The sequence below is a fragment of the Pseudomonas sp. FW300-N1A1 genome, from assembly GCF_058789115.1.
The window spans coordinates 14,504-27,172 of record NZ_JBYTBK010000040.1; the positions used below are offsets into that span (position 1 = coordinate 14,504).

The window sequence follows — 12,669 nt, forward strand, 5'->3', positions numbered from 1 at the left end:
AGAGAGCTCCATGGAAAACCAGAACAAGCGCTACCTGTTGGCAATCGACAATGGCACCCAGAGCGTACGCGCCTTGCTGTTCGACCTGCAGGGCAATCTGCTGGGCAAAGGCAAAGTCGAGTTGCAGGCCTATTACTCGACCCAGCCCGGCTGGGCCGAGCAGGACCCGGACTACTACTGGGCCAAACTGGGGGAGGCCTGCCAGCAACTGTGGCAGCAGACCGGTATCGATCGCCAGCAGATTGGCGGTGTGTCCCTGACCACCCAGCGCGGCACCCTGATCAACGTCGATGCCCAGGGCAAGGCCTTGCGTCCGGCGATTCTGTGGCTTGACCAGCGCCAGACCGAGGTCGAAGGCGGGATCAAGGGACCCTGGGGCTGGCTGTTCAAACTGGTCGGGGCGCAAGCCACCGTGGACTATTTTCGCGCCCAGGCCGAGGCCAATTGGGTCGCTCGCCACCAACCCGACGTGTGGGCAGCCACCGACAAATTCCTGCTGCTTTCGGGGTTTCTCACTCACCGCCTGTGCGGGCGTTTTGTCGACTCGGTGGGCTGCTGCGTGGGCTACCTGCCGTTCGACTTCAAGCGTCTGCGCTGGGCCGCGCCCGCCGACTGGAAATGGCAGGCGCTGGCGGTGCGCCCCGAGCAACTGCCGAGCCTGCACAAACCCGGTGAAACCCTGGGTCACATCAGCGCCGAGGCCAGTCGGCATACCGGCATTCCCGAGGGCTTGCCACTGATTGCCGCCGGTGCCGACAAGGCCTGCGAAGTGCTGGGCGCCGGTGTGCTCGACGAGAAAACGGTGTGCCTGTCCTATGGCACCACCGCGACGATCACCACCACCCGTTCGCGCTATCGGGAAATCATCCCGCTGATCCCGCCTTACCCGGCGGCGATGCCGGATCACTACCACTGCGAGGTGATGATTTATCGCGGCTACTGGATGGTCAGCTGGTTCAAGAACGAATTTGGCCTGCGGGAAATGCAGCAGGCCAAGGAACAGGGCGTGGAGCCGGAGCAACTGTTCGACGCGCTGGTCAACGCGGTGCCACCGGGCTCCATGGGCCTGATGCTGCAGCCGTACTGGTCGCCGGGTATCCGCGAGCCAGGTGTGGAAGCCAAGGGGGCGATGATCGGCTTTGGCGACGTGCACACCCGGGCGCACATTTATCGGGCGATCCTCGAAGGGCTGGCCTATGCCTTGCGCCAGGGCAAGGAGCGCATCGAGAAGCGCACGAACGTCACCATCGAGCGCTTGCGGGTGGCTGGCGGGGGCTCCCAGAGCGATGCGGCGATGCAGCTGACCGCGGACATATTTGGCCTGCCGGCGGAGCGCCCGCATGTCTACGAAGCCTCCGGCCTGGGGGCGGCGATTGCCTGTGCGGTGGGGCTTGGGTTGTATCCAGACTTCCCTTCGGCCATTGCCGGCATGACCCGGGTCGGCGAGGTGTTCATGCCCAGGCCCGAGGCGCAGCAGATCTATCAGCGCCTGTACAACGAGGTCTACCTGCGCATGTACCGTCAGCTCAAGCCCTTGTACCAAAGCATTCGGCAGATCACCGGCTACCCGGCCTGAAGCAGGTTTCACCAGCGCTAGCGAGCTGGGCGGCTCGCCCTGACCGCAATGTTGTTCAACCAAGGATAGGGTTATTCAATACATCCCCCGTGGCGAGCGAGCTTGCTCGCGCTGGGCTGCACAGCAGCCCCAAAAACGATCGCCGAGTTCGTTCTGAAAGACCGCAGTCGCTTTGTTGGGCGCGCTTCGCGCACCAGCGCGAGCAAGCTCGCTCGCCACGGGCCTCTCACTCGCTTCAAGCGTTTCTGAACTGAACAGCATGGCGCTCTGGCCTGGCGTTTTTTGCCGGTTTGCCGTGGCGCTATCGGAGAGTTTTTTTGGCGAGATTGGACAGTGCCATGGCCTGGGTCGGTTGTTAGGCTCAGCCCCTGTGCTCATCCAATAAGATCAAAAAGCCAATGAAGCTGACGTTTCTCCTGCTGCTGCTCGGCGCGGCTGCCCCCACGGCCTGGGGCTGGTCCAACCATACGGTGGGCAGCTACCTGGCGTTGCAGGATGTGGCCGCCTTGCGCGACGCACCGCTGGTCGAGGTCGAGCCCCTGGAGCAGTTTCTCGCCCAGCAGTACGCAGGCGTGAGCGAACTGTTGGAGGAGCAGGAGCGCTTCGCCCGTCAGCACTTTCCCGAATACCCGCCGCGCCCGGATAACCTCAAGCTGCCGCCCGTGCCCGGGGATAATCTGCGGCAGGCGTTTCTCAGCGCCTTGCGGGTCAATCCACAGATCCATCTGGCCATGGTGATCCAGCCGATGCCGGGGCAAACCCCGGTGGCGGGTGAGCAGCTCAAGGCCGAGCAGGTGATGGTCGAGCAAACCCGCTCGCCCTGGAACCAGCAGCGATTCATCCGCCTGGCGACCGGGGAAAAGGTATCGCCCGTGGCGGTGCTCGCCAGCGCCGCCGACGAGCCGGACTACGGTCACGACATCAACCTGTTCAGCGACAACCCAGGTGACGTGGCCGCGCTGTACGGCTTCGGCCCGCAGCCTTTTGGCGATCCGCGTTTCCAGTACAGCTCCCAGGCGCCGTTCCACATGGGCTTTTTCCATGAGAGCCCGGTGGTGTACGCCGCAGCCGGCTTCCTGCAGCGAAACTGGCCGGACTGGCGGGCCTATCAATACCTGAGTTTGTCGCGCCTGGCCTTCGCCACGGGGCATGCCTACTGGGGCTATCGCTTTCTCGGTTGGGGCCTGCACTACGTTCAGGACCTGACCCAGCCGTATCACGCCAAACCGCTGCCGGGTGTCGAACTCGACAGCATGCTGTTGATGGAGGCCAAGGCCCTGGCCGGCTATGACAGCGACAAGCACGAGGCCATCGAGCGGGTCGCTACCCGGCACACCGAGGTGGAGAAGTATCAGTTCGCCTGGCTCCAGCGCCTGCTGCGTGCGGGCCAGGCGCACCCGATGCTCAGCGCTTACGTCGACACCCGCGAGGACGCCACTTACCCGCCGTATTCGGTGGACTACCTGCGTGAGGTCGTCTCGGCCCAGTCCGTCGCCCAGGCCGCTGAGTTTGATGCCGCGATCGGGCAATGGCTGAGCACAACCCCGGCCCCCCTGAGCTTCAGCGCCGGCAACCAGTTGCAGCCCGAAGCGTTCGACCACCCGGCACTCAATCAGCAACTGTTCCAACTGCTGGAGCATTTCGGGGCTCATAGCCGGATCTATGTCGGTGCTGGCCTGGCCCCGGCCCAGAGCGATACCGCTGCACCTTGAGCCATCGGGCGAGGGCGCGCGGACACAAAAACAACAAGATCAGCAGGGAAGGGAGGAACACACAATGAGCATTCGATCACGCCTGTCCAGCGCGAAGGTGCCGGGCACGTTGTCGGCGGGGATAGGGTTGGCAGGGCTGCTGCAAGTGTGCGTCGTCGACGGCGTGCAGGCCATGGAGTTCAGCCTGCTGGACAAAGAGGTGACCGGTTCGTTCGACAGTACCTTGTCCTATGGCCGACTGTGGCGGGTGCAGGGCCGGGACAAGAGCAACGATGACGTCAACACCAACGACGGTAATCGCAACTTCGATACCGGGCTGGTTTCCGAGGTGTACAAGATCACCTCGGAGTTGGAAGCCAACTATCAGAACTACGGGATGTTCATGCGTGGCACCGCGTTCTATGACACCCAACTGATGGACAAGCGCAACGATTACTACCGCAACAACAGCCCCTCGCAACCGAGCCAGAGCTACCCCAACGACGACCACTTCACCGATCAGACCCGTGACATCGCCGGTAGCCGGGTAGAGATGCTCGACGCCTATATCTATGGCAATTGGGACGTGGCCGCGATGCCGGTGACGGCACGCCTGGGGCGCCAGGTGTTCAACTGGGGCGAGGGGATTTTCTATCGCGGCGGGGTCAACACCACCAACCCGGTGGACGCGGCCAAGTATCGGTTGCCGGGGGCCGAGGTCAAGGAAGTGCTGATGCCGGTAGAGGCAGTCAGCTTCAACATCGGCTTGAGCGACAACCTGACGATGGAAAGTTTCTACCAGACGAACTGGAAGGAAACCCGCATCGACCCGGTCGGCACCTTCTACTCCCAGACCGATCTGTTCGCCGACGGCGGCAACACCGCGTACAACAACTTCACCGGCACCGCGCTGGATACGCCAGTGCCTGGCTTCGGCAACGTGATCGATCTGTACAGCGCGCTGGGCAACAACCCGGTGTTGAGCCAGGTCCTGGGGACCACCGGCCTGTACGCCAACGGCGTGACACCGGCGTTCGGCAATACCCTCAAGGTGGCCTCCGTGGGCAAGGACTTCAACGCCCGCAACGATGGCCAGTTCGGGTTCGCCTTTCGCTACATCGCCGAGGAGCTCAACAGCACCGAGTTCGGCGTGTACCTGGTCAACTACCACGCCAAGGAGCCGACGATCTCTGCTGACCTGAGCGGTTATCAGGGTATCGACATGGACGCCCTGACCAACCTGTTGGCCGGGGTGGCCGGCAGCCAGGCCGGGGAACTGGCCAACGGCCTGGCCACCGCGGATGTGCTGGGCAACATTCAGGCGCATCGGCGCTACGCCGAAGACATTCGCATGTACGGCTTCAGCTTCAACACCACCCTTGGCCAGGCGTCGGTGTTTGGCGAAGTGGCCTATCGGCCCAACCTGCCCATCGGAGTCGCGGCCACCAACGACCTGATCGGCGACCTGGCCAATGGCGCCGCTGCGGCGGCGGGCGGCCAGACCATCAACATCGGCGGGCAGATGGTTCAGCTCGACAGCCAGATCAACAACGCCGAGCGGGTGGAGTCGTTCAACACCTCCCTGGGCAGTATCTACAACTTTGGCCCGAACCTGTCCTTCGACTCCCTGTTCGGCGTGTTTGAACTGGCCTCCGAGCATTTGCGCGGCAGCGACCTGCAGTACACCGCCTTTGATGGCAGTAACCGCTACTACGCCGGCACCGGCAACTATTCCTATGTGTCCGGCGGGGATCGTGGTGACCAGGTCAACCGCAACTCCTACAGCTACACCGCGATGTTCAACGGCACCTGGAACGACGTGTATGCCGGGGTCAACGTCTCGCCTTATGTCGTCTACAAGGATGACTTCAAGGGCAACAGCTATCAGGCGGGCAACACCATCGAGGGGCGCAAGGCCTACACCCTGGGGGTCAAGGCCAACTACCAGAACAAGCTGGAGGCCGAACTGCAGTACACCGAGTTCTACGGCGGTGGCCAGAACAACGGTATTCGCGACCGTGACAACGTCGGCTTCAACCTCAAGTATTTCCTGTGAGTGTTCAGGCCCCTTGGCTTGCGGGCGATGCCGCCCTGCCTTTATTTCGGAGAATGTCCATGCTTCACACACCGCGACTGATCAAGACCACGTTGGCCCTGGTCCTGAGCCTGGCGGCTGGCAGCGCGCTGGCTGCCCTGTCCCCCCAGGACGCTCAACAACTCAAGTCCAAGCTGACGCCGCTGGGCGCCGAGCGTGCAGGTAATACGGACGGAACCATTCCGGCCTGGGACGGCGGCATCACCCAGGCGCCCAAGGGCTATACCCCGGGCCAGCATCACCTGGACCCGTTCCCGGGCGACAAGCCGTTGTTCACCATCACCAAGGCGAATCTCGAGCAGTACAAGGCTCACCTGAGTGCCGGGCAGATCGCGCTGTTCAACAGTTACCCCGACACCTTCCAGATGCCGGTGTACACCAGCCGCCGCTCGGGTTCCGCGCCGCAGTGGCTGTATGACAACACCTTCAAGAACGCCACCAGCGCCAAGCTGCTCGACGGCGGAAACGGCTTTGCCGATGCCTATGGTGGCGTGCCGTTCCCGGTGCCCAAGGACGGTGTCGAAGCACTGTGGAACCACATCACCCGTTATCGCGGGATCTACGTGGTACGCCGCGCGTCCGAAGCGCCGGTACAACGTAACGGCAGCTTCGCCCTGGTGACCTCGCAGCAGGAGGGGATGTTCACCTACTACCGCCCGGGCGGGCAGTACGCGGACCTGAAGAACATCCTGTTCTACTACCTGGCCTTCGTGAAGAGCCCGGCCCGTCTGGCGGGCGGCGCGGCGTTGGTGCACGAGACCCTGGACCAGCTCAAGGACCCGCGTCAGGCCTGGGTCTACGACGCCGGCCAGCGCCGCGTGCGCCGTGCGCCGAACCTGGCGTATGACACCCCGATCGCGTCCTCGGACGGCCTGCGCACAGCGGACGATACCGACCTGTTCAACGGCTCGCCGGACCGTTACGACTGGAAGCTGATTGGCAAGAAAGAGGTCTACATTCCCTACAACAACTACAAGGTCGGCAGCCCCGAGGTGAAGTACGCGGACTTGCTCAAGCCGGGGCACCTCAACCCGCAGTACACCCGTTATGAATTGCACCGGGTCTGGGTGGTGGAAGGCACGCTCAAGCCGGGTTCGCGACACATTTACTCCAAGCGCGTGCTGTTTCTCGACGAAGACAGCTGGGGCGCCGCAGTGGTGGACCAGTATGACGGGCGAGGGGAGCTGTGGCGGGTGTCGATGGGCTACCTGAAGAACTTCTACGACCTGCCGACGACCTGGAGCGCGATGGACGTGTTCCACGATCTACAGGCACGGCGTTACTACGTGCAGAACCTGGATAACGAAGAGACACAAACCGTGGACTTCGCCCAGCCGGTGCCGGAGGACGCGTATTTCATGCCGTCGGCCTTGCGTCAGCGCGGGACGCGGTAAGAGACGGGGTGTGCTTGAGTTCATCGTGAGCAATCGGGCATCGACCGGTTGCTCGCGTCAAGGCGTGGGAACACCGAGCGTAAATGCTGTGACGAGCGAGCTTGCTCGCCACGGAGACAGCGTTCACGCTTGATTGAGCGGCGTGAGTGCGTGCACACCCTTTGTGGGAGCAACAGTCTGATCACGTGGCTGCGCTCGTCAATGGCGGACTGCGGAATACCCTGTGGCGAGCGAGCTTGCTCGCGCTGGGCTGCGCAGCAGCCCCAAAACCGCTCAGCGGGTGTTATCTGAAAGACTGCAATCGTCTTGTTGGGCGCGCTTCGCGCACCAGCGCGAGCAAGCTCGCTCGCCACAGAGCAAGGGCGGCACAGTGGCCGCCCTCGTCTCGGGGGATCAGACGCGGAAGTGGCTGACCATCATCTGCAACTGATTGCCCAGACGCGCCAGTTCAACGCTGGAGGCCGCGGTTTCATCGCTGGCGGCGGCGGTCTGTTCGGAGACGTCGCGCACGTTGATGATGCTGCGGCTGATCTCTTCGGCCACCGCACTTTGCTGCTCGGCGGCGGCGGCGATCTGCTGGTTCATCGACTGAATGTTCGACACCGTGCGGGTGATGTTCTCCAGTGACGCGCCGGCCTTGCGGGTCAACGCGACGCTACTGTCGGTGAGACTGCGGCTGTTGTTCATCACGGTCGCCACTTGCTGGGTACCGTTCTGCAGCGCGGCAACCAGGCCTTCGATTTCCTCGGTGGACTTCTGCGTGCGCTGGGCCAGGCCACGGACTTCGTCAGCCACCACGGCAAAGCCACGACCGGCTTCACCGGCGCGCGCCGCTTCAATGGCGGCGTTGAGCGCCAACAGGTTGGTCTGTTCGGCCACCGCCTTGATCACGTCCATGACGCTGCCAATCTTGTCGCTTTCCTGTTGCAGTACGGTCATGGCTTCGGTGGAACGCACCACCTCGCTGGCCAGGCGTTCGATCTGGGTGATCGCTTCGTTGACCACCTTGTCGCCGTCACGGGCTTCACAGTCAGCCGCGGCGGCCGCTTGCGAGGCTTGCTCGGCGTTGCGCGCGACCTCTTGCACGGTGGCGGTCATTTCGTGCATCGCGGTGGCCACCTGATCGGTTTCCACTTTCTGGCTGTTGACCCCGGCGCTGGTTTCTTCGGTGACGGCGGACAGTTCTTCAGCGGCGCTGGCGATCTGGGTCACGCCATCGCGAATGCCGCTGATCAGGTCGCGCAGGGTCACCCCCATGCGCGCGATGCCTTGTTGCAGCACACCGAGTTCGTCGCGGCGAGTCACGCGCACGTCCTGGGTCAGGTCGCCGCCGGCGATGCGCTCGACCACCGCCAGGGTTTCGCGCAGCGGACGAGTGATCTGCCGGGTGATGACCACGGCCGCCAGTACGCCCACCAGCAAGGCCAGCAGGGTGCTGATCAGTTGCAGGGTGCGCGCACGGGCGCTTTCGGCGTCGCGACGATCCAGCTGGATCTGATACAGCGCGTCGCTGCGGCTGACGATGTCGCTGCCCTGAACGGTCATTTCCTGGCGAGCCTGGACGGCTTCACTGTTGGCAGCCTTATAGGCCTGCAACGCACTGCGGTAGTTGGTCAGTACGCGTTCGAGCTGACGCAAGGCGTCTGGCTGAGTGTCGGCGAAGTGGCTGTTCAGTGCCTTGAGGCTGGCAATGGCCGCGTCCAGTTGAACCGCGGCCTTTTGCTCGGTGGCCGGGTTGCTGTCGGCGGTGTAGCCCCGTACTTCGTACCGGGCGAGCAAGAACTGCTCCTTGGCTTCGGTGATGACCTGGAACTGCTCGAAGCGCTCATCGCTCAGCGGCATCTGCCGTACGCGGGTGTTGATGTCGTTGATCAGGGTGTTGGCGCTTTCGGCGTTCTCAGCCATGGCCTGACGCGCCGCGTTGGCGGTGCGGTAGGCGTTGCGCATCTTGTTCAGGGATTGCTGGTAGGCGTCGATGACGGCGCTTTGTTCCCTGAGCAGCTTGAGGTTTTCCGGGCTCTTGAAGCTCGACAGCAGGGACTGCTGCTGGGCCTTGAAGCCATCGAGAGAGGTTTGCACGGTCTGCGCTACGGTCTCGTCGCCGTTGGCCAGCATGTATTGCAAACGGGTAATGCGCAGTTTGGTCAGGCTCGCGTTGAGCTGGGTGATGTCGCTCATCCAGTTGCTGCGGTCGATCAGCCCGCCCAGGCTGGTCCAGCCGGTCAGGGCAAGGATGCAGGTAAGGGCCAGCACCAGGCCGAAACCCAGGCCCAGCTTCAGGTTGACGCTGATATTGGCGAACCAGCTATTCATCGAAAATTCCTCCAGGAACGTTGCGCTTCTTGATCGTCAGTTGGCTGGAAGATTGTTTTTTTTGGGAGCCAGCAAGGGGTATAGAAGGCCTGTATCGGCAGCCGGCGAGATTGCTGAACCTGTTTTCGTTACGAGAAATTGCAAGAGCGGCGGATTTCCGGTTGGCAGTGGCATCGATGAAAAAAGTCACCGCTCACGTTTTTTTTCACATCCATTTCACCCGCCTCCGACTTGCCCACCTTTATTGTCCTGCCATCGTCGGCATCAGGCCGACATATGCATTCATCTGGCTGGCAATGCCACAGGGGCGGTTGGGTCGTGGGGTCAAGAATCGAATCGCTGGGTGCCAGTCTCCCGCACGGGCTGGCGGGGATCAGGCGTTACAAACGCACCGTCATCGCGCTGTTGCTGGGGCTGTGCGTGCTGCTGTCGGCGGTTTACCTGTTGCGGCCGGCGTCTGTTCCGGACCTGGCGCAGGGCGATGCCTCGGACCTGGCGCGGCTGAAGGCTGACTGGGCGGCTGGCGAGATGATTGTGTTGGTGCGGCACGTTGAACGTTGTGATCATTCCAACGCCAGCTGTCAGAACACACCGGACGGTATCACTGACCGCGCGCGGGTCGTGGCGCAAGGGCTGGGGGCACAATTCAAGCGCTTGGGGCTGTCCCGTACCGACCTCTACAACAGTCCCGTGACCCGTGCGGTACAGACCTCCAGCTACATGTTCAACTCGACCACGACCGGCCAGGACTGGCTGTTCAACTGCAAGGGCACCCTGCTACGGGATGCATTGGCCCACAAGGTGGCGGGACGCAATCTGGTGCTGGTCACTCACAGTGAGTGCATGGTCGAACTGGAAAAAGAGCTGAACATGCCGGGCGCCAGCTACGGTTATGGGACGGCGCTGTTTTTATCCACCGCCAAGGGTAATGCCAAGGCGCACCTCCTGGGGTTCCTCGACGCCACCGACTGGCGCTCGGTGTTCACGCAGTAATTGATCAACGTGCAGACGGGACGAACGATGCAGATATTTGTGCGCCACCGATTCTATTGGGTGAACTTTGGTATCCCGCTGCTCTGCGCCGCGGTGGTGTTTCTGATGTTCGACATGACCCACATCGATATTGCCTTCAGCAATCTGTTCTTTGATCCGCTGACCCAGACGTTCCCGATCGACCACATTCGACTCTTTGAAAAAATTACCCACAAGTGGACGCGTGTGATTCCGGACTGGACTGCCGAAGTCGCCTTGATCGGGGCGTTGCTGTCGTTTGTCTGGCCGCGCTTCAACCCGCAGAAACACCCGCGCCTGGGCGGTTTTCTGGAGCGGACCAAGGTAGCGTCGGTGCTGCGGTTTACCACCGACCATCGTCGGGACTTCTGGTTCGTGGTGCTGGCGTTCGCCCTTTGCACTGGGGTGATTCACTTCCTCAAGGCACACACCAGTGTGTATTGCCCGATTGAAACCACGCTCTACGGCGGAAAAATCGCCCACATGGAGTGGTTCAACAACTTCCAGCTGTTCAAGGAGGCGGGCGACGGCCGTTGCTGGCCGGGGGGGCATGCCTCCGGTGGTTTCACCATGCTCGCGCTGTACTTCGTGGCGCGTCGGTACCAGTGGCGCTATTCGAAAGCCATCCTGTGGGGCTCGTTGCTGTTGGGCTTCATCTTTGGTACCACGCGGGTATTGCAGGGTTGGCACTACATGTCCCACACCTTCTGGGCCGGGATCTTTGTCTGGCTCACCTGTTTGCTGACTGCATTGGCGTTTTACGGTCGCGTGCGGCTGGATGTGCCGGTGCGGCAGAAGGTGACAGCCCGGGCCAGTGGCGCCGAGGTGCAGGTGTCGAGCTGAATTCGGCGGCGCTTTTTTTTCATTTTACTGCGCCACGAAGTAGTACGCCTGTCGGCTTACCCTTATGGTCTTCAGCACCTTCAAGGGCGGGCCGGGCTCACGCTCGCTGGCGATCAGTGCCACATGAGTGGGGGACGCCGCAAGGAAGGTGGACAGTTGCGCCTGGGTCTGCAAGTTCTTGAGCACACCTTGGGTGTAGAACACGCTCGCCCCGGCTGTCCGTTCGTTGGCTTGGTACAGCGCCACGTCCTGCCCCATGGCTTGCATCGCCTGGATCTGCTCGATCAGCGGCAGGAACGACAGTGTGCGGTCGGCACGCGGAGCGGCCCATTGGGCGGCGGACAGGTACGCCATGACGATCAGGCTGATGAGGCCGATCGCCCATGCGCGGCGATGACGCGCCAGTTTGCCGAGCTGGGTCGAAGCTTGCGTGTGCTGGCGCAGACGCTCATACAGCACCGCGGCGTATTCCGCAGCGATAACTGCCGCCGCCGGTGTCAGTGACATCAGGTACACCGTGCGCTTGCTGGAGGCCAGGGTCAGCATCGCGAACTGGGCCAGCAACCACAGGGTAAAGAACAACAGGTAGCGGTTGTTCGCCAGGTGTTTGCGAAAGTGCCACAGCCCCAGGTAGACCAGGATGTTCCATGGCAGGAACGCTTCCGGCAGTTTGGCCAGGTAGTAATGGAACGGCTCATAGTGCCCGGCCTCGACGAACGAGCCATTGAAGCGACCGAGGCTGTTGGTCAGCAACACTTCGGCCAGGGCCTGAGAGCCGCCGCGCTGATACAGCAGGACAAGCCAGATCAGCAAGGGGATCAAACCGAGCACTGTCGCCAGCGCCGGTCGTGTCCAGCTTGTCGGCGTGAAGCGCTTGTCGATCAGGCTCTCGGCCAGCAGGTAGGCGAAGATCACCACGCCCGGCATTGCCAGGCCGAGCATGCCCTTGCTCAACGTGGCGATGGCAATGCCGAGGGCAAACAGCAGCCAACTGCCCATGGCGGGCTGCTGCCCGGCCTGTTGCTGATGCGCCTGGTAGAACGCCAGCAGCGCCAGGGTGACACCGAGACTCAGCAGGGCGTCTTCACCGACCCCGCGTACGTTACCCCAGTAACTGGCCATGGTTGCCAGCATGATCCCCGCGACCAGGGCGAGGTTCGTCGGCCGCCCCCACCGGCGCAGCATGGCGTACAGCAGCATCACACTGAACAGCCCGGCAAAGGCCGAAGCCAGCCGAACCGCCCAGGGCGTGCCCCCAAACGCACGAATCGCCCCGGCGTCCAGCCACAGGCTCAGGGGCGGCTTTTCCAGAAAGGGTTGCCCCAGCAGGCGCGGCGTCACCCAGTCGTTGTCCAGGTGCATCTGCATGGCGATACCGGCCACCCGGGCTTCGGTGGAGCCTTGCAATTGGTGATTGCCGAGGGCGAAGAAGAACAGCAGGGCGGCGAGCAGGAACAAGAGCGGCGCGGGGCGTGACATGGGCATCAGGCTACCGAAAGGGTGGGGCCGGGAGAGACAGGCTGAAAAAGTATACGAGGGCAATTCTGAACAATTGATGAACTGCTCGAGTAGAGATACCTGGGACAAGTGATCGGCCGCAAAGTCGGCTTCCGAGCGCATGCAACTGCCCCGATCCAGCCGTCAGGCAGTTCCAGGGGCCGGACCAGGTCCAGCAGGTGCCAGCACATTGGGTCATTCAAGATGAGGGCATGGTGTCTTGAGGGGGCATGACTTAAGTGAAAGGAC

8 protein-coding genes and 1 pseudogene are annotated in these 12,669 nt (G+C 62.5%); 6 read left to right on the forward strand and 3 right to left on the reverse strand.

Translation table 11 applies throughout. The features are described from left to right. The first annotated feature begins 10 nt into the window (after window positions 1-10). The 4 genes from AC3WQN_RS21430 to AC3WQN_RS21445 all read left to right on the forward strand — a co-directional run bounded on the left by AC3WQN_RS21430 (window position 11) and on the right by AC3WQN_RS21445 (window position 6,756). Window positions 11-1,576, forward strand: a complete 1,566-nt coding sequence (locus tag AC3WQN_RS21430) for an FGGY-family carbohydrate kinase (RefSeq protein ID WP_103401975.1) — start codon at window positions 11-13, stop codon at window positions 1,574-1,576. Between the two features lie 398 nt (window positions 1,577-1,974). Beyond that, window positions 1,975-3,288, forward strand: coding sequence for a phospholipase C/P1 nuclease family protein (locus tag AC3WQN_RS21435; RefSeq protein ID WP_103401974.1), 1,314 nt, complete (start codon window positions 1,975-1,977; stop codon window positions 3,286-3,288). Window positions 3,289-3,352: 64 nt separating this feature from the next. Further along, window positions 3,353-5,323 carry a DUF1302 domain-containing protein gene (locus AC3WQN_RS21440; protein WP_103401973.1) on the forward strand — a complete coding sequence of 657 codons (1,971 nt, stop codon included), beginning with the start codon at window positions 3,353-3,355 and terminating at the stop codon, window positions 5,321-5,323. 59 nt (window positions 5,324-5,382) lie between these two features. Next, on the forward strand, window positions 5,383-6,756 hold the full coding sequence (locus AC3WQN_RS21445; protein ID WP_103401972.1) for a DUF1329 domain-containing protein: 1,374 nt from the start codon (window positions 5,383-5,385) through the stop codon (window positions 6,754-6,756). 393 nt (window positions 6,757-7,149) lie between these two features. Here AC3WQN_RS21445 and AC3WQN_RS21450 read toward each other — a convergent pair whose 3' ends face one another. Both AC3WQN_RS21450 and AC3WQN_RS21455 read right to left on the reverse strand, forming a co-directional pair. Further along, window positions 7,150-8,013 carry a methyl-accepting chemotaxis protein gene (locus tag AC3WQN_RS21450; RefSeq protein ID WP_492606954.1) on the reverse strand — a complete coding sequence of 288 codons (864 nt, stop codon included), beginning with the start codon at window positions 8,011-8,013 and terminating at the stop codon, window positions 7,150-7,152. Further along, window positions 8,008-9,069 (reverse strand): annotated as a pseudogene (locus AC3WQN_RS21455) (methyl-accepting chemotaxis protein); the annotation flags it as partial. The gene AC3WQN_RS21450 and the pseudogene AC3WQN_RS21455, both read right to left, overlap by 6 nt. A 318-nt stretch (window positions 9,070-9,387) precedes the next feature. Between AC3WQN_RS21455 and pmrG the strand changes: the two are divergent. Together pmrG and AC3WQN_RS21465 are read left to right on the forward strand one after the other, a co-directional pair. Next, complete coding sequence (pmrG, locus tag AC3WQN_RS21460; protein WP_103401970.1) at window positions 9,388-10,062, forward strand: lipopolysaccharide core heptose(II)-phosphate phosphatase PmrG; 675 nt, start codon at window positions 9,388-9,390, stop codon at window positions 10,060-10,062. A gap of 27 nt (window positions 10,063-10,089) precedes the next feature. Beyond that, complete coding sequence (locus AC3WQN_RS21465) at window positions 10,090-10,923, forward strand: phosphatase PAP2 family protein (protein WP_178081952.1); 834 nt, start codon at window positions 10,090-10,092, stop codon at window positions 10,921-10,923. 24 nt (window positions 10,924-10,947) lie between these two features. Here the strand turns inward: AC3WQN_RS21465 and AC3WQN_RS21470 are convergent, their stop codons facing one another. Then, window positions 10,948-12,402: an ArnT family glycosyltransferase gene (locus AC3WQN_RS21470; RefSeq protein ID WP_103401969.1), complete on the reverse strand. Its 1,455-nt coding sequence runs from the start codon at window positions 12,400-12,402 to the stop codon at window positions 10,948-10,950. Between the last annotated feature and the right edge of the window lie 267 nt (window positions 12,403-12,669).

What these genes read in the sequence shown, in the direction of transcription:
- AC3WQN_RS21430 (WP_103401975.1), top strand. Translation starts at nt 11, where the DNA reads ATGGAAAACCAGAACAAGCGCTACCTGTTGGCAATCGACAATGGCACC.
- AC3WQN_RS21435 (WP_103401974.1), top strand. Translation starts at nt 1,975, where the DNA reads ATGAAGCTGACGTTTCTCCTGCTGCTGCTCGGCGCGGCTGCCCCCACG.
- AC3WQN_RS21440 (WP_103401973.1), top strand. Translation starts at nt 3,353, where the DNA reads ATGAGCATTCGATCACGCCTGTCCAGCGCGAAGGTGCCGGGCACGTTG.
- AC3WQN_RS21445 (WP_103401972.1), top strand. Translation starts at nt 5,383, where the DNA reads ATGCTTCACACACCGCGACTGATCAAGACCACGTTGGCCCTGGTCCTG.
- AC3WQN_RS21450 (WP_492606954.1), bottom strand. Translation starts at nt 8,013, where the DNA reads ATGGGGGTGACCCTGCGCGACCTGATCAGCGGCATTCGCGATGGCGTG.
- AC3WQN_RS21465 (WP_178081952.1), top strand. Translation starts at nt 10,090, where the DNA reads ATGCAGATATTTGTGCGCCACCGATTCTATTGGGTGAACTTTGGTATC.
- AC3WQN_RS21470 (WP_103401969.1), bottom strand. Translation starts at nt 12,402, where the DNA reads ATGTCACGCCCCGCGCCGCTCTTGTTCCTGCTCGCCGCCCTGCTGTTC.